General features: G+C 71.9%; 18 protein-coding genes and 3 pseudogenes. 3 read left to right on the forward strand and 18 right to left on the reverse strand.

Annotation, left to right across the window (positions count from 1 at the left end; translation table 11 throughout):
* Positions 1-223: 223 nt before the first annotated feature.
* Complete coding sequence (locus BJF86_RS06455) at positions 224-1,051, forward strand: hypothetical protein (protein WP_075817535.1); 828 nt, start codon at positions 224-226, stop codon at positions 1,049-1,051.
* Positions 1,052-1,056: 5 nt separating this feature from the next.
* On the opposite strand, the gene ychF is transcribed toward BJF86_RS06455, so the two are convergent.
* Positions 1,057-2,163: a redox-regulated ATPase YchF gene (gene ychF / locus BJF86_RS06460; protein WP_075817537.1), complete on the reverse strand. Its 1,107-nt coding sequence runs from the start codon at positions 2,161-2,163 to the stop codon at positions 1,057-1,059.
* Between the two features lie 44 nt (positions 2,164-2,207).
* Here ychF and pdxY point away from each other — a divergent pair, with 44 nt between their 5' ends.
* Complete coding sequence (gene pdxY, locus BJF86_RS06465; RefSeq protein ID WP_075817539.1) at positions 2,208-3,074, forward strand: pyridoxal kinase PdxY; 867 nt, start codon at positions 2,208-2,210, stop codon at positions 3,072-3,074.
* A 42-nt stretch (positions 3,075-3,116) separates the two neighbouring features.
* Here the strand turns inward: pdxY and BJF86_RS06470 are convergent, their stop codons facing one another.
* The 15 genes and pseudogenes from BJF86_RS06470 to BJF86_RS06525 all read right to left on the reverse strand — a co-directional run.
* Positions 3,117-3,506, reverse strand: a complete 390-nt coding sequence (locus tag BJF86_RS06470) for a type II toxin-antitoxin system VapC family toxin (protein WP_022926221.1) — start codon at positions 3,504-3,506, stop codon at positions 3,117-3,119.
* The gene (locus BJF86_RS06475; protein WP_075817541.1) at positions 3,503-3,757 is read right to left on the reverse strand and encodes a type II toxin-antitoxin system Phd/YefM family antitoxin; all 255 of its coding nucleotides are present in this window, start codon (positions 3,755-3,757) and stop codon (positions 3,503-3,505) included. The genes BJF86_RS06470 and BJF86_RS06475 overlap by 4 nt, the downstream gene beginning before the upstream one ends.
* Positions 3,758-4,030: 273 nt before the next feature.
* Positions 4,031-4,225, reverse strand: coding sequence for a hypothetical protein (locus BJF86_RS18145; RefSeq protein ID WP_075817543.1), 195 nt, complete (start codon positions 4,223-4,225; stop codon positions 4,031-4,033).
* On the reverse strand, positions 4,207-4,350 hold the full coding sequence (locus tag BJF86_RS18150) for a hypothetical protein (protein WP_187345596.1): 144 nt from the start codon (positions 4,348-4,350) through the stop codon (positions 4,207-4,209). The genes BJF86_RS18145 and BJF86_RS18150 overlap by 19 nt, the downstream gene beginning before the upstream one ends.
* A 23-nt stretch (positions 4,351-4,373) precedes the next feature.
* Positions 4,374-5,335, reverse strand: a pseudogene (locus tag BJF86_RS06485) (alpha/beta fold hydrolase).
* Positions 5,320-6,054, reverse strand: a complete 735-nt coding sequence (locus tag BJF86_RS06490) for a 3-hydroxybutyrate dehydrogenase (protein WP_075817544.1) — start codon at positions 6,052-6,054, stop codon at positions 5,320-5,322. Before BJF86_RS06490 ends, BJF86_RS06485 begins: the two are co-directional and overlap by 16 nt.
* Complete coding sequence (locus BJF86_RS06495) at positions 6,051-6,686, reverse strand: TetR/AcrR family transcriptional regulator (protein ID WP_075817546.1); 636 nt, start codon at positions 6,684-6,686, stop codon at positions 6,051-6,053. The genes BJF86_RS06490 and BJF86_RS06495 overlap by 4 nt, the downstream gene beginning before the upstream one ends.
* Entirely contained in the window at positions 6,683-7,846 is a 1,164-nt protein-coding gene (locus tag BJF86_RS19325) for a class I adenylate-forming enzyme family protein (RefSeq protein WP_269087262.1), read from the reverse strand. Before BJF86_RS19325 ends, BJF86_RS06495 begins: the two co-directional genes overlap by 4 nt.
* An 83-nt stretch (positions 7,847-7,929) precedes the next feature.
* A pseudogene (locus BJF86_RS19330) lies at positions 7,930-8,250 on the reverse strand (AMP-binding protein); the annotation flags it as partial.
* A complete protein-coding gene (locus BJF86_RS19520; RefSeq protein ID WP_321166157.1) occupies positions 8,247-8,828 on the reverse strand; it encodes a branched-chain amino acid ABC transporter permease in 582 nt (193 codons plus the stop codon). The gene BJF86_RS19520 and the pseudogene BJF86_RS19330, both read right to left, overlap by 4 nt.
* Before the next feature lie 279 nt (positions 8,829-9,107).
* The gene (locus BJF86_RS19525) at positions 9,108-9,392 is read right to left on the reverse strand and encodes a hypothetical protein (RefSeq protein WP_321166158.1); all 285 of its coding nucleotides are present in this window, start codon (positions 9,390-9,392) and stop codon (positions 9,108-9,110) included.
* Entirely contained in the window at positions 9,389-10,264 is an 876-nt protein-coding gene (locus BJF86_RS06510; protein WP_075817548.1) for a branched-chain amino acid ABC transporter permease, read from the reverse strand. The genes BJF86_RS19525 and BJF86_RS06510 overlap by 4 nt, the downstream gene beginning before the upstream one ends.
* Entirely contained in the window at positions 10,261-11,100 is an 840-nt protein-coding gene (locus BJF86_RS06515) for an ABC transporter ATP-binding protein (protein ID WP_075817550.1), read from the reverse strand. Before BJF86_RS06515 ends, BJF86_RS06510 begins: the two co-directional genes overlap by 4 nt.
* A complete protein-coding gene (locus tag BJF86_RS17420; RefSeq protein WP_143553712.1) occupies positions 11,097-11,837 on the reverse strand; it encodes an ABC transporter ATP-binding protein in 741 nt (246 codons plus the stop codon). The genes BJF86_RS06515 and BJF86_RS17420 overlap by 4 nt, the downstream gene beginning before the upstream one ends.
* A gap of 81 nt (positions 11,838-11,918) precedes the next feature.
* Positions 11,919-13,121: pseudogene (locus BJF86_RS06525) on the reverse strand (substrate-binding domain-containing protein); the annotation flags it as partial.
* A 299-nt stretch (positions 13,122-13,420) separates the two neighbouring features.
* On the opposite strand from BJF86_RS06525, the gene BJF86_RS06530 reads away from it, so the two are divergent.
* Positions 13,421-14,677 carry a DNA recombination protein RmuC gene (locus tag BJF86_RS06530; protein ID WP_075817552.1) on the forward strand — a complete coding sequence of 419 codons (1,257 nt, stop codon included), beginning with the start codon at positions 13,421-13,423 and terminating at the stop codon, positions 14,675-14,677.
* A gap of 30 nt (positions 14,678-14,707) precedes the next feature.
* On the opposite strand, the gene BJF86_RS06535 is transcribed toward BJF86_RS06530, so the two are convergent.
* The gene (locus BJF86_RS06535; RefSeq protein WP_075817554.1) at positions 14,708-15,481 is read right to left on the reverse strand and encodes an amino acid ABC transporter ATP-binding protein; all 774 of its coding nucleotides are present in this window, start codon (positions 15,479-15,481) and stop codon (positions 14,708-14,710) included.
* Positions 15,478-16,146, reverse strand: a complete 669-nt coding sequence (locus tag BJF86_RS06540; RefSeq protein WP_075817556.1) for an amino acid ABC transporter permease — start codon at positions 16,144-16,146, stop codon at positions 15,478-15,480. The genes BJF86_RS06535 and BJF86_RS06540 overlap by 4 nt, the downstream gene beginning before the upstream one ends.

Raw genomic sequence — 16,146 nt, forward strand, 5'->3', positions numbered from 1 at the left:
CGACAGGACCTTCTTCGGCCGGCGCTTCCTCGGCACCGAGGACTCGTTCGTGCTCATCGCGCACCCTCCTACAGGTGTCACGAAGACCGTACAGATGTTGCTTGATCCTCAGCCCGAAACCGGACACAAACGCTGACTCAACCCACTAGCAGGTGCGGCTGGGCGCGTCACCGAGTCGGTCATCTGTAGCGTCACGTCAGGCACCATCCGAGGAGGCATGTAGGTGGCCATCGAGTGGGGCGACCACATCCCCGAAGAGAAGGCCTACGAGGTGTTGAGGCGCATCTTCGAGGCCGAGCGCGAGCGGCACGAGCGGCAGGGCAGTGATGGGTGGCTTGATCCCCGGCCACGCTCGCCTCTCGCCGTCGATGACGCGGCCGTCCACCCTTACGCGGTGAGTCACACCGTGACCCAAAGTCTCATCATCGGCAACGACCACCTGCTCACGCTGGCGCACCTGCTGTCAGGGGCCGACCCTGTGCTGCCCGCCTTTGCCAGCTTCACCATCGCCCGCGCCGCCATCGAGACTGCCGCAGCTGCCCTCTGGACGGTCGGCCCCGAGGACGCCACGACGCGACGCACCAACCTCCTCCGCTGGCATCAGAAGGACGGCATCGACTTCGCCACACTGGGTAAGCACATGGGCCGCACCGACGACGAGCAACGGCAGGACCGCGAGGAGGCCACCGCCCGAGCCGTGGAGATAGCCGATCGCCTCGGCATCGACCTTCCCCGCCGCCTGCTCACCTCCACTGAGATGCTGACCGCTGAGCACATCCCCGCCACAGAGTTGCCCGCCGTCGCCGCCTGGTCAGCCGCTAGCGGCTATGCGCACGGCAGGCAGTGGGCAACTCTCACCATGAGCGAGGCGGAATGGCGCCCTAGTGCGCCAGGTGTCCAGCGCGGCCGAATCACCGCCGACGCTCGCATCTTATTCTGGTTCGTCAACACCGCCCACCTGCTCCGAAACCGGGCTGAGCAACGCGCGCAGGAGCTAGGTAGGGCGCCGAGACCATCCGCCGCAGCCTGGCGTCTGGCGGCCTCAGGTTGAGCCACTCATTTCTTACCCGTCCCTGATGTTCCCCCGTGACGGAACTCCACGACGTCCCCGTCGGCCATGACGTAGTCCTTTCCCTCCATGCGCACCTTGCCGGCCTCCTTGGCCTTCGCCATCGAGCCCAGCTCGTCGAGCGCCTCGAAGCTGACGATCTCGGCCTTGATGAAGCCGCGCTCGAAGTCGGTGTGGATGACGCCGGCGGCCTGCGGCGCGGTCGAGCCCTTGCGGATCGTCCACGCCCGCGACTCCTTCGGGCCGGCGGTGAGGTAGGTCTGCAGGCCGAGGGTGTCGAAACCGACCCGGGCCAGCTGGTCCAGCCCCGGCTCCTCGACGCCCACCGACTCCAGCAGCTCGACGGCCTCTTCGTCGTCCAATTCGGCCAGGTCGGCCTCGAGCTTGGCGTTGAGGTAGATCGCCTCGGCCGGCGCGACCAGCTCGGCCAGCTCGGCGTGGAGCGCGTCGTCGGTGAGCCCGTCCTCGTCGAGGTTGAAGACGTAGAGGAACGGCTTGGTGGTCAGCAGACCGAGCTGCCGCGCGATGGCGACATCGACCCCCGCGGCCTCGCCACGGGCATACAGCGTGTCGCCCGCCTCCAGCACCCGCTGCGCGGCGAGCGCGGTGTCGAGGACCTCCTTGTCGGTCCGCTTGCCCTTGACCTCCTTCTCCAGCCGCGGGATCGCGTTCTCCAGCGTCTGCAGGTCGGCGAGGATGAGCTCGGTGTTGATCGTCTCGATGTCGTCCCGCGGGCTGACCTTGCCGTCGACGTGCACGACGTCGTCGTCGCGGAAGGCGCGCACGACCTGGCAGATCGCGTCCGCCTCGCGGATGTTGGCGAGGAACTTGTTGCCCAGGCCCTCCCCCTCGCTGGCTCCGCGGACGATGCCCGCGATGTCAACGAAGCTGACCGTCGCGGGCAGCACCTTGGCGCTGGAGTGGATCTCCGCGAGCCGGTCCAGCCGCCCGTCCTTGAGCGGCACCACGCCGATGTTGGGCTCGATCGTCGCGAACGGGTAGTTCGCCGCGAGCACGGTGTTCTTGGTCAGCGCGTTGAAGAGCGTGGACTTGCCCACGTTGGGCAGGCCGACGATTCCGATGGTGAGTGCCACGGGGTCAGCAGTCTAGTGGTCGCCGGGGATGCGAAGATCGAGGTATGCGCTTCCTCTCGATCCAGAGCCACGTCGCCTACGGGCACGTCGGCAACTCGGCCGCCGTCTTCCCGCTGCAGCGCATCGGGCACGAGGTCTGGCCGGTGCTGACGGTCAACTTCTCCAACCACACCGGCTACGGCGAGTGGGGTGGCCCGCTCATCCCCGCCGACGACGTCCGCGCGGTCGTCTCCGGCATCGAGGACCGCGGCGTCCTGCCCACGGTCGACGGCGTGCTGTCGGGCTACCTCGGCGGCGAGGAGATCGTCGACGTCGTCGTCGACGCGGTCGGACGGGTCAAGGCCGCCAACGCCGAGGCGACCTACACCTGCGACCCGGTCATGGGCAACGCCACCTCCGGCTGTTTCGTCGCCGAGTCCATCCCGCCGCTCATCCGGGAGAAGGTCCTGCCGCACGCCGACATCATCACGCCCAACCAGTTCGAGCTGGGCTACATGACGCACACCGAGCCGGACACCCTGGAGTCGACGCTGGCCTCCGCCGACGCCGCCCGCGACCTCGGCCCGCGCACCGTGCTCGTCACCAGCGTGCTGCGGCCGGACCGGCAGGCTCAGCCGGACGGCGGCGAGACCATCGAGATGCTCGTGGTCGACGACGCCGGGGCCTGGATCGTCGCCACCCCGCGGCTGCCGATCAAGGCCAACGGCTCCGGCGACGTCACCAGCGCCCTGTTCACCGCGCACTACCGCGAGACCGGCTCGGCCGCGACCGCCCTGGAGCGCACCGCCTCCAGCGTCTTCGACCTGCTGCAGGCCACCCTCGACTCCGGCGAGCGCGAGCTGCGGCTGGTCCAGGCGCAGGACGCCTTCGCCGAGCCGCGGATGCAGTTCAGCGCACGCCAGGTGCGCTGAGGGGCATACCGCCAGGGGTTCGGCGCACGAGCCCGACGACGCTCAGGCTCGTGGCGCGTGGACCCGCAGGCCCATCGTCTCCACAGCGCCCGCCAGGTGGCGGTCGTACGTGACCACCGCGTCCACGTCGAGCCGGATGGAGGCTGCCAGATGGAGTGCGTCCAGCGACCGCAGGTCAACGCCCGGCATCAGTCCGGCCTCGCGGAAGAGACTCGGTGGGAGGTCGTAGAGATCGACCCGCCCCAGGATGGCTGACACGTCCGCCTGCGGGAGATCGTGCCGGTTCGCGAATCGGCGCAGCTCGGTCTCGAGCAGGTGCGTCGACACCAGGGTGACGTCATCGCCGTCCGCCCAGGACGCCATGGAGGCACTCTCCGGCTCCTCCACCATGAGCTTCACCGCGGCCGAGGTGTCCAGGTAGTAGCGCGTCAACGCTCTCCCCGCAGGTCATCGAGCGTGGCGGCGGTCGGGGTGCTGATGGAGTGCCGTCGCAGCCCCGAGAAGCCACCCCGAGCCACCGCCGGGCGAGAGAGCGGCAGGTCGGGGGTGGCCTGCGTCATCGGCACCAGCTGCGCAACTGGCTTGCCTCGGCTGGTCACCGTGTATGTCTCGCCGGCAGCGACGGCGTGCAGCACCTCCCCGCTGTGGTTGCGGAGGTCGCGGTGGCTCACTGTCGCGCCCATGCCAAGACCGTAGCACGCGTAGCACACGGGTCCCGCGATCAGGATCAGGGCGCCTCGGCAGCGGCGGCAGGTTGCGCTCGCGGACCTCGGTCAGCACGTCCCCGGCGTCGGTCTCGGTGCGGCCCCCGTCCTCGCGACCGCTCCCCGGTCGAGGCGCCGGACCCTGGTCGTCGCCGAGGTCGATGGTCAGCGCCGCGGAGTCGGCGCCGGTCGTCATGAGCGGACCGTCGTCATACCCCTCCCCGGCGGCTGCGGCCCTCTTGCTGCGCCAGGTCAGCCAGCCCACGCCGCCGGCGAACATGATGAGCCCGGCGATCGCGCCCAGCCCGGAGCGGCGAAGCCGTCGGTGCCGAGGTAGGGGTTGGGGATGGCGTTCTGGATCGCCGAGGTGCCCGGCAGCGCCGTCATGGTGCCGGTGAAGGCGCCGAGCATGAACAGCGGGAAGAAGCTCACGACGAAGTTGCCCATGGCCGGCAGGAGACCTGGGTATAGGTCGCCAGGATCGGCGCGCCTGCGAAGATCACCGCGATGCTCGCCATGATCGGGGCCAGGACGATGACGTTGAGGCCGCGGTAGGCCAGGACGATGAGCAAGGCCAGGGACAGCAGGATCCCGATCAGTCCGATCCCGCGAGCTCCTCCCCCAGGAGCGGCAGCAGCTGCCGCACGCCGCGCCCGCCGAGCACGACCGTGTAGTGGTTGACCCCCTCGACCGGGACCATGCGCAGCCGGGGCAGCCGGGAGGTCCAGTGCTCCCGGGCGGCGTCAGGGTAGAGCGGGGGCACCTCGTCCAGCAAGCCCCTGGGGGCGACCACCCAGGTCGCGGCGTGAGCCAGGCCGTCGAGCGCCTGCTCCACCGAGGCGCCGTCGACGAGCTCGCGGATGTCCTCGGCGAGCGCCTCCGGGCGAGTGGCGGGCGTGAGCGCGGGCTCCTCCCCCACGAGGTCGTAGTCGACGTAGGCGGTGGTGAACTCGTCCCACCCCGGGCCCAGGGCTGGGTGCTCGCGCCAGAAGGCGTGGTATGCCTGACGGCTGGGGAAGGTCATCCGCAGCCGGTCCGCGGCCGGGCCGAGCACCGCGGCCGCCATGTCCTCCGGCGCGACGCCCGTTGGCGGGAGCAGGGGCATACCCCCGTCGACGAGGAGGAGGGAGCGGACGAGGTCGGGGTGCCGGTCGGCGAGCACGAGGGAGACGAAGGCGCCCATGGAGTGACCGACCGCAACCGCCTCGCGCACCCCGAGGTGGGCCAGCGCGGCGGCGACGTCGTCGGCGTGCCGCGGCATGCCGTAGGCTCCGGCAGGTCGCGGGAGCGGCCCCGGCCGCGCAGGTCGGGAGCGACCAGCCGGACGCCGGGCAACGCCTGCGCCAGCGCGGCGAAGGAGACGTGCGAGGCGGTGATGCCGTGGACGAGCACGAGGGTCGGGGCGCTCGCGGCACCCTCGCCCGCCTCGGGGTCCCAGACCCCGACGTGCAGGTCGCCGCCGTCGACCGGGACCTCGACGCTGCGGTAGCGCTCCCCCAGGACGGTCTCGACCGAGGACGGCAGGGGCGGTACCGTGGGGCTCACTGGGCGGTCCACCCGCCGTCCATCGCGTAGGACGTGCCGGTCACCATGCCGGCGTCGTCGGAGGCGAGGAAGGACACCAGGGCGGCCACCTCGTCCGGCTCGATGAGCCGCTTCACCGCGGCGCGGGTGAGCATGATCTTCTCGACCACCTCGTCCTCCCCGATCCCGTGGGTCCTGGCCTGGTCGGCGATCTGCTTCTCCACCAGCGGGGTGCGGACGTAGCCGGGGTTGACGCAGTTGCTCGTCACGCCGTGCTCGGCGCCCTCGAGCGCGACGACCTTGGAGAAGCCCTCCAGCCCGTGCTTGGCCGAGACGTAGGCCGACTTGAAGGCCGAGGCCCGCAGCCCGTGCGCCGAGGAGACGTTGACGATCCGGCCCCAACCCCGGGCATACATGCGGGGCAGCGCGGCGCGCGCCAGCAGGAACGGCGCCTCGAGCATGAGCCGGTGGATCAGCCGGAAGTCGTCCGGCACGAACTCGTGCACCGGCGCCACCCGCTGCACCCCCGCGTTGTTGACCAGGACGTCGCAGTCGACGGTGGCGTCCTCCAGCGCCGCGGTGTCCGAGAGGTCGACGGTCCACGCCTCGCCCCCGAGGTCGCCGGCCAGCGCCTGCGCGGCGTCGGCGTCGCGGTCGGCGACGACCACGCTCATCCCGTCGGCGGCGAGCCGGCGCGCGACGGCGGCGCCGATGCCGCTGGCCCCTCCGGTGACGATCGCCCTGCGTGTCATGTGCCCTCTCCTTCGTCCGTCGTGGTGGGTGCCAGCGCACCCTCGATGAGCAGCATGAGCTGCTCGAAGACCGGCTCGGGGATCTGCCCGCCCTGCTCCCAGAGCACCCAACGCATCCCGATGAGCTCGCCGGCGCCCATGAGCGCCCAGGCGGCGACGACGGGGTCGACGTCGCGGATCTGACCGCGTCCGATCGCGTCCTCCAGGCCCGCGGCATACCCCGAGCAGATGTCGTCGTAGTGCGTGCGCATGACCTCGGGCGAGACGAACTCGGCCTGCCGGATGATGCGGTAGAGCGCGGGGTGCTCGGCGGTGAAAGCGAAGAACGCGCGGAAGCCGTCGCGCTCGGCGGTGAGCCGGTCCGGCGCCGCCGAGGAGGCCTCGCTCATCGCCTGTCGCACCCGGCGCGACAGGTCGAGCACGACCTCGTCGAAGATCTCCTTCTTGCCGGTGAAGTGCACGTAGAAGGTGCCGAGCGCGACCCCGGCGAGCTCGGTGATCCGCACGATCGAGGCGTCCGGGTAGCCGACGGTGGCGAAGACGTCCTCCGCCGCCTGCAGCAGCCGCGCCCGGGTGCGCGCACCGCGGGCGGTGCGCGGCGCGGGCCGGGCGACCGGGTCCTCCACGCTCATCGCTGCCCCTGCCGATCGAACAGCTGCAGCGCCAGGGCGCGCACGGCGGGCTGGTCGGTCTTGCCGATCCCGACCTGGGGTATGCCGGGGACGGCCAGGACCCGCTCGGGCACCTTGAAGCCGGCGAGCATCCCCCGGCAGTGCTCCAGGATGTCGTGCTCGTCGGTGGCCACCCCGGGCCGGAGCACCACGAGCGCGACCCCGACCTCGCCCCACCGCTCGTGCGGCACGCCGGCCACCGCGGCCTGCGCGACAGCCGGGTGCCGCCGCAGCACCGCCTCGACCTCGGCGGGCGCGACGTTCTCGCCACCGCTGATGTAGATGTTGCGCAGCCGGTCCACGATCCGCAGGTAGCCGTCCTCGTCACGGTCCGCGACGTCGCCGGTCCAGAGCCAGCCGTCGTGCAGCACCTGCGCCGTGGCCTCCTCATCGTGCAGGTAGCCGGTGAACAGCCCCGGGCCGCGGGCCAACAGCTCGCCGGTCCCCGCTCCCTCGACGCGCTCCCCGGTGGCCGGGTCGGCCAGCGCCACCTCGACGTGCGGATAGGGCACGCCGGCCCAGCCCGCCCGGTCGGCGGCCTCGTGCGGGGGCAGGCAGAGCACGTTGGGCCCGGCCTCGGTGAGCCCGTAGCCCTGGGTCAGCGCCACCCCGCGGGCGTGGAAGGTCCGCAGCAGCGGCGGCGGCATCGGCGCCCCGCCGACCACGGCGCTGCGCAGGCTCGTCAGGTCGGCCGTCGCGAAACCGGGGTGCTCGGCGAGCAGGAGGTACTGCGTCGGCACGCCCATCATCGTGCTCACCCGGCGCTCGCCCACCAGGCTCAGCACCCGGGCCGGGTCGAAGGTGCGCTCCAGCACCACGGTGGCCCCCGTCCACCACGCGAGCAGCGGCTGGATGTTCCACCCGCCGGCGTGGAACTGCGGCAGCACCGAGAGCACGACGTCGCGCTCGGTGAGCTCGAGCGTGCGCGACAGCGACAGGTTGGTCCACCAGCAGGTGCGGTGCGAGAGCACCGCAGCCTTCGGGGCGCTGACGCTGCCGGAGGTGAAGACGACAAGCAGCGCGTCCTCGTCGTCGACCGGCTCCGGCCCGACGGCGGGACGGCCGGTCGCCGCGGCCAGGGCTCCCGGCCGCTCGACCTCCGTGAGGTATGCCGTGGGCACCGGCAGGTGAGGCGCGCGGCCACCTCCCGGGCCAGGGCGCCGGTCTCCTCCTCGGTGACGAGCAGGGCCGGGTCCAGCAGCTGCACCTGGCGGACCAGCTCCGGCGGCGTGAGCCGCCACGAGAGCGGGCACAGGGCCGCGCCGACCCGGGCGCAGGCGAAGAAGAGGACCACCTGGTCGGCGCTGTTGCCGACCAGGGTGGCCACGCGCATACCCCTGCCGACGCCGGCACCGAGGAGCGCCTGGGCCGACCGGTCGACCCGGGCCTCCAGCTCGCCGTAGCGCAGCGCGACCCCGCGGTCGACCACTGCCGGGTGGTCCGGGGCGATGCGGGCACGGTCGGCCGGCCAGCGACCGAGCGTGTGCAGGCCGTCGGTCTGTGGGCCACCGGTCCCGGTGCTCATGGGCGGGCCGCCCCCGCACCCTCGTGCTGCGGCTCGCGCGCGTCGTCGTCCATCTGCTCCACCCTGTCAGCACCCGGCTCCGCGCCGCCACGCGACGGGCGGCGGCCCCGCAGCCGGGTCACGGTGCCCGCGATGCCGCCGGGCAGGAACATGACGACCAGCACGAAGAGCGTGCCGAGGATGAACATCGGCTCCGACAGCGGGATCCGCAGGATCGCGGGCAGGTCGTGCACCCACTCGGCCTGCGCCAGCACGGTGAGCCGCTGGTTGAGCAGGACGTAGAGCACGGCGCCGGCCACGGCGCCCCACCGCGAGCCCACGCCGCCGATGACGACCATGAGCAGCAGCGAGATGGTGAACTCGGCGCTGACGACGTGCGGCACCGCGCCGGAGTTGAGCAGCAGGTGGACCATGCCCATGCCGATGGCGATCACCGAGGCCGCGACGAAGATGGCCAGCTTGACGAGGAAGGGACGCATCCCGAGCACCCGGACCCGCAGCTCGTTCTCCCGCACCGCCTCGGCGACGTGCCCGGCACGGCTGCGCTGGACCCAGCTGGTCAGCAGGAAGGCGAGCACCAGGCCGCGAGCGCGAGCCAGTAGAGGTTGCGCGTGTCCGCCACTCCCACGAGGCGTCGGGGACGTGCTCGGTCGGCAGCCGCAGCCCCTCCTCACCGCCGGTGACCCGGCCCGGGTCCCGGCGGACCAGCACCGAGCCGGCCTGCGCGAAGGCGAGCGTCACCATGGCGAAGGGGATGCCGGTGACGCGCAGGCTGATCGCCCCGAGCAGGATGGAGAAGACCACCCCGGCGAGCAGCACGACGAGCACCGAGGGCACCAGCCCCAGGCCCAGCTCGGTCATGACGATGCCGAGCACGTAGCACCGAAGCCGAAGTAGAGCGCGTGCCCGAAGGACAGCAGGCCGGCGACCCCGAGGAGCAGGTGGTAGGACAGCGCGAGCGCGGCCATCACCATGGCCAGCGCCATGAGGTGTAGCGAGCCGGGGGTGTACGTCGGCCCGGGCAGCACCCCCGGCAGGCTCAGGTTCAGCAGCGGCAGGCAGGCCAGCAGCACGACCAGCGCCAGCGGCACGAGCCTGCCGAGCCACGAGCGGCGGGACGGCTGCGTCGTCGGGGTCGTCATGCGCGCCTCCCCATCAGGCCGGAGGGCCGGGTCAGCAGGACCACGGCGAGGAGCACGACGACGGCGAGGTCGCCGGTGCCCCAGAGGTAGTAGTTGGCGAACTGCTGCAGCAGCGCCACGAGCACGGAGGCGATCGCCGCCCCGGTGAGCGAGCCGAGCCCTCCGATGACCGTGACGATGAAGGCGAAGATGAGCAGCGTCTGACCGAGCAGCGGCGAGACGTAGCCGAAGTAGTGGCTCGCCAGGACGCCACCCAGCCCGGCCGCGATCCCGCCGATGGTGAAGACCAGGGTGAAGGCGGTCCGCACGTCGATGCCCAGCGCGGTGACCATGGCCCGGTTCTCCACCCCGGCGCGGATGATCATGCCGTAGCGGGTGCGCTGCAGGAAGAGCACCATGCCCATTAGCACCAGGGCAGCGACCCCGATGGCGACGAAGCGGTCGTTGGGCACGTTGGCGCCGAGGATGTGGGTGGTCCGGTCCAGCCAGGCCGGGCCGGAGATGAACCGGGGGTCGGTGCCCCAGATGCCGTCGAAGAGCGCGACGGCGGCCAGGCCGAGACCGACGGTGACGAGCACCTGCTCGATGTGCCGCTCGTAGAGCCGTTGCACCAGCACCCGTTCGGTCAGCGCCGCGAAGATGGCGCCCGCGAGGGCACCGACGAGCAGCGAGACCGCGAAGCCGGTCCAGGTCGTGGCGCCCAGCCGGGTGGCCACCTCGAGCCCGAGGAAGGCACCCAGCGACAGGAAGACGCCGTGCGCGAAGTTGAGGACGTGCATGAGGCCGTAGATGAGGGACAGGCCCGAGGCGACCAGGAAATAGATCGCCCCCAGCCCGACACCGGTGAACAGCAGCAGGACGACGGTGCTCACTGGCTGCGCTCCCCTCGGGTATGCCTGGCGCCGGCTTCGTCCCGGTCCTGGGCATGCTCCTCGGCGGGGTCGGACCCGCCCTCACCGTGGACCCCCAGCAGCCGCTGGGTGAGGGCGTCGTCGGCGAGGAACTCCTGCGCCGGGCCGTGGTGGACGCTGCGACCGTCGGTGAGGACCACGGCGTGCCGGGCCAGCTCGCGGACGACCTGCAGGTTCTGCTCGACGAGCAGGATCGGCGCGACCTCCGCGGCGCGCGCGAGCACCTGGCTCACCTCCTGCACCAGCCGGGGCGCGAGGCCCTTGGTCGGCTCGTCCACGAGCAGCACCTGGTTGTCGTTGAGCAGGGCCCGCGCGAGCGAGACCATCTGCTGCTGACCGCCGGAGAGCGTGCCCGCGGCCTGCGCACCACGCTGCTTCAGCTCCGGGAAGAGGTCGTAGACCAGGTCGTAGCGGTGCTCGCCGCCGCGGCGCTCGGCCAGCCGCAGGTTGTCGGTCACGGTCAGGCCCGCGAAGACCTCACGGTCCTCGGGCACGTAGCCGATCCCGAGCCGCACGATCTGGTGGGTGGGCAGGGGCACGAGGTCGGTGCCGGCGAGCTCGACCTCGCCCGCCCGGCCGATGAGGCCGAGGACGGCCTTGATCGTCGAGGTCTTCCCCACGCCGTTGCGCCCGAGGAGGGCGGTGACCCCGACCGGGGCGACGTCGAGGTCGACGTGCTCCACGACCTGCTGGCCGGCGACGTGGGCGGACAGCCCGCGCACGTGCAGGACCGGGTCGACGTCCTCGCTCCGGGCCGGTGCGTCGGTGAGGTCGCCGGTGGGCTGGGCGGGCGTCATACCGTCTCCCCCAGGTAAGCGCTCTGGACCGTCGGGTCGGCCATGACCGCCTCTGGGGTGTCCATCGCGAGCAGGTGGCCGAAGTGGAGCACGGCCACCCGTTCGACGAGGCCGAGCAGGACCTCCATGTGGTGCTCCACCATGAGCACGGTGCACCCGTGGTCACGGTGCAGGCCACGGATGACCTCGGTGAGACCGGGGACGTCGCCGGAGGCCACGCCCGCCATCGGCTCGTCCAGGAGGACGACCTGGGGGTCGGTCGCGAGCAGCATGGCGATCTCGAGCTTGCGCTTGTCGCCGTGCGGCAGGTCCCCGGCGCGGTGCTCCGCGCGGTGGGCCAGCCCGACCTCCTCCAGCAGCTCGCTCGCGCGGCGCGACGCGGCGTCGCCGCGCCGCGGGAAGGAGAAGAGCGAGATGGCGCGGCCCTCGGTGACCTGGGCGGCCAGCCGGGCGTTCTCATGCACGGTGAGCCCGGGGAAGAGCGAGGACGTCTGGAAGGTGCGTCCGAGCCCGGCGTTGGCCCGCTGCGTGATGCTGGAGCGGGTGAGGTCCCGTCCGCCGAGCAGCACCTGGCCCGAGGTGGGCGCGTGCACCCCAGAGACGAGGTTGAACAGCGTGGTCTTGCCAGCACCGTTCGGGCCGATGACGCCGACAATCTGGCCCCGCGGCACGGTGAGGCTGATGTCCTCCAGGATCTGGGCCCCGCCGATGCGCAGCGAGAGATCCCGGACCTCCAGGGCGGGCGCGGGGGCGGAGCTCTCCGCCCCCGCGGCCCGGCCCTGGACCGGGCTGTCCTGCTCGGTCACTCGCCCGAGCTCCGGCGGCGCGACCTCGTCGGCGGCGACCGTGTCGATGACCTCGGGGACCCAGGCGTCGCCGTCCTGCACCAGGCTGGCGGTGAACATGTCCTGCACGAGGGCGTGGTCGCCCTCACGGACGGTCGTCGTGCCCTTCGGGCCCTCGAACTCCCAGCCCTCGAGCGCGTCGATCATGGCGGTGACGTCGTCCCCGCCCTCGGCGACGGCCTGCACGATCATCTGGCCGGCCACGAAGCCGTCGACGGTGAACAGGTCCGGCGTCCCTCCGGCCTCGGTGACCGAGTCCACGAGGGCCTGGTTGACCTCGTTGTCGGTCGCCTCGGGGAAGTAGTGCGAGAGGAAGGAGATCTGCTCGCCGGCGTCGCCGTAGGCGGCGAAGGTCGCCGAGTCGGCGAGCCCGGTGACGACCGGGGCGGCGTCGAAGACGTCCTGCTGGGTGAGGGACTGCCACATGTTGCCGGCGGTGGCACCCGCCCAGGCGACGAAGATCAGGTCGGGCTCCTCGTCGACCACCTGGCGGGCGAAGCCGGTGAACTCGGTGGCGTCCTCGGGCACCAGCACGCTGGCGACCTCGGCTCCCTCGGCGCCCAGCACTGCCTCGACGGCGGCGAGGTTGCCCTGGCCGAAGGCGTTGTCCTGGGCCAGGACGACCACCTTGCCGGAGCTGTCCTCGAGCATTGCGCCGGCGGTCGCGACGTCCTGGAAGGACTGCCGGCCGGAGCGGAAGGTGAACTCGTTGACGCCGGTGATCGCATCGGTCGCGGCCGGACCGGAGATGTAGAGGATCTCGTTCTGCGCGGCCTGCTCGGCCATGGCGGTCGCGATGCCGGAGACGACCGTGCCGCCGAGGATCTGGTAGTCCTGACCGATGAGGTCCCTCGCCGCGGCGACGGCGGTGTCGGGGTTGCCGGCGTCGTCGCGGTACTCCACCTCGATCGTGGTGCCGTCGATCTCGCCGGTGCCCTCGGTGGCGTAGTCGATGCCGGCCTCCAGTCCCTGGCGGTACTGCTCGCCGTAGGCCGCCAAGGGGCCGGTCTCGGAGTAGATGATGCCGACCTGGGCGGTGCCGCCGCCCTCGGAGCCCTCGCCGCTCGCCCCGCTGTCGTCGCCACCCCCGTCCGTGCTTGACGGCGCGCAGGCCGAGAGGGTCAGCGCCGTGGTGGCGGTGAGGACGGTGAGCAGGCGGACGGGCCGTGCGGTCACGGGGACACTCCTTCGTGCGGTCGAACATGAAAGGTGATTCATGTTTCGCATCCGAAGGTAGGTCAGGCCGTGCAGGGTGTCAACGTCGCCGCGACTCGTGTCCCCGGTCGTGACCGGATCGTGACCGCGCACCACCTCCGCACACCCCCTTCCCCTCCACCGCCCGACCGGACACCCCTTCTGTCCACCCCCCCATACCCGACCGGACACCCCTCATGTCGGCCTCTGGCACGACCGGACACCCGTCGTGACCGACGGCATCCCAGGGTATGTCGGTGCCCGGTGCGAGGGTGACGCCCATGAGCGAGGAACTCACGACCGGCGCGGTGCTGCCGCTGCTGTTGGCCCTGGCCGTCGGACTGGTGCTGGGCTGGCTGCTGGCCCGCAGCGGCGCGGCAGCGCGCTCGGCGAGGGCGCAGACCGAGGTGGCGCTGGCCCGCGCCTCTCGGGACCAGGCGCACGCGGAGGCCGCCGAGCTGCGGCTGGAGCTGGACGGCGTGTCCTCCCGCGAGGACCAGGACTCCCGCACCGCGGCCGAGCTCGCACCGCTGCGGGCGGCCCTCGACCGGGTCGAGCAGCAGGTGCGGACGCTGGAGCGCGACCGGGTGGAGCACTTCGGCCAGGTCGGCGAGCACCTGGACCAGGTCGCCACCCAGACGAGGGCACTGCGGGAGCAGACCGCCGCCCTCTCGGGTGCCTTGTCCGCCTCCGGGACCCGGGGCACCTGGGGCGAGGTGCAGCTGCGCCGGGTGATGGAGCATGCCGGCATGCTCGCGCGCTGCGACTTCGACGAGCAGGTGAGCGCGATCAGCCGGCACGATGCCCGGGTCCGGCCCGACGCCGTGGTCCGGCTGCCCGACGACAAGGTCATCGTGGTGGACAGCAAGGCCCCGTTGTCCGCCTTCCTGCGCGCACAGGCCCCGGAGCGGTCCGGCGACGAGGTCGACGCGCTGCTGGGCGAGCACGCGGCGGCGCTGCGCACGCACGTCGACGGGCTGGCCGCGAAGGACTACTGGTCAGCCTTCGCCACCTCACCGGAGCTGGTCGTGTGCTTCGTGCCCAGCGACGCGGTGCTCGCCGCCGCCCTGCGGGCCGCCCCGGACCTCTACGACCACGCGCAGTCCCGCAAGGTCGTGCTGGCCTCTCCGGCGACGCTCTTGGCGGTGCTGCGGGCGACCGCCCTGGCCTGGCAGCAGGACGCCCTGACCGGCAACGCCCGAGAGCTGCTCGCCCTGGGCAGCGAGCTGCACCAGCGGCTCGGCACGGTGGGGCGGCACACCCGGGCCATGGGGTCCGCGCTCCGGCGCTCGGTCGAGACCTACAACCAGCTCGTCGGCACCCTGGAGTCCCGGGTCATGGTCACCTCACGACGGATGAGCGAGCTCGGGCTCGCCGAGGCGGGCCCGGAGCCGTTGCCGGTCCTCGAGTCCGCCCCCCGACCCGTCGCCGAGGACTGGCTGGCCGTGGAGCTGGAGCAGGGCACGCCGAGCAGGTCGGAGGAGCAGGACGCGGCCGCGGCCGCGGCACGGGGCACGCGGCGCCGGGAGGTGGGCTGATCCGGCGACCGGGCCGACCCCGGCCGCGGCTCAGGACTCCTCGAGCTCCTGCAGGAAGGCGCGCCCGCGCTCGCTCGTCGGCTGCTGCAGCACCTGGGTCGGCGGGCCCTGCTCCGCGATGCCGCCGTCGGCCAGCAGGACGACCCGGTCCGCGGCCTGGCGGGCGAAGCGCATCTCGTGCGTGACCACGACCATGGTCATCCCCTCCGAGGCGAGGTCACGCATGACGCTGAGCACCTCACCCACGAGCTCGGGGTCCAGCGCGGAGGTCGGCTCGTCGAAGAGCATGACGGCGGGGTCCATGGCCAGGGCCCGGGCGATCGCCACCCGCTGCTGCTGCCCGCCGGACAAGCTGTCGGGATAGGCGTCGATCTTGTGCGCCAGTCCCACCCGGTCGAGCAGCTCCTGCGCCCGCTGCGTGGCATCGCCCCGTGAGCGGCCGAGCACGTCTCGCTGGGCGACCGCGACGTTCTCCCGCACCGTCATGTGCGGGAAGAGGTTGAAGGCCTGGAAGACCATGCCGATGCGGGCGCGCAGCCGGTTCAGGTGCTTCTCGTCGTACTGCAACGGCTGACCCGCGACCTCGATCGAGCCCTCGGTGACCCGCTCCAGTCCGTTGATGCACCGCAGCAGGGTCGACTTGCCCGCCCCGGACGGCCCGATGAGGGTGACGACCTCACCCCGAGCGACGTCGAGGTCGATGCCGTCGAGCACGGTGGTGCCGCCGAAGCGCTTGACGATCCCCCGCATCCGGACGGCGTGCGTGCCCTCTGACTGCGCATCGCCCAGGTCTGTCGTGCTCATGCCGTCGCCATCCTTCGGTGCTTGCTCAACCGGTGCTCCAGCGCGTTGACGACGACCGTGAGCACCAGCACGATCGCGAGGTAGTAGATCGCGACGATGATGTAGGCCCTCAGCGGCTGGTAGGTCGACGCCGCCATGTTCTGCGAGGTGCGGAAGAGCTCGGTCATCCCGATGAAGGCGACCAGCGAGGAGTCCTTCACCGCGATGATGTACTGGTTGCCGAGCACCGGGAGCATCGTGCGCAGGGCGAGCGGCGCCTGGACGCGGCGCAGCGTCATCGCCCTCGACATCCCGACCGACCGCGCGGCCTCGGTGAGCCCCCGCGGGACGGAGAGGAAGCCCGACCGGATGATCTCGGCGATGTAGGCCGAGTTGTGGAACGCGAGGGCGAAGGCACCCGCCCAGAACGCCGGCAGCGTGACCACGTAGGCCAGGCCGAAGTAGATGATGAAGATCTGGGTGATGAGGGGTGTGCCGCGCACCAGCCCGATGTAGGCCGTGGCCAGCCACCGCAGCGGGCGCACACGGCTCATGGCCAGCGCCGCCACCCCGGCCCCGGCGACCATGGCCATGACGAGGGCCGCGGCCGTGAGGCTCAGGGTGACCCACGTGGCCTCGAGGAAGAGCGGGGCATACTCCGCGAAGAGCTCGACGAAGTCGACCAT

The organism is Serinicoccus sp. CNJ-927, assembly GCF_001942435.1.
Taxonomy (GTDB): domain Bacteria; phylum Actinomycetota; class Actinomycetes; order Actinomycetales; family Dermatophilaceae; genus Ornithinicoccus; species Ornithinicoccus marinus.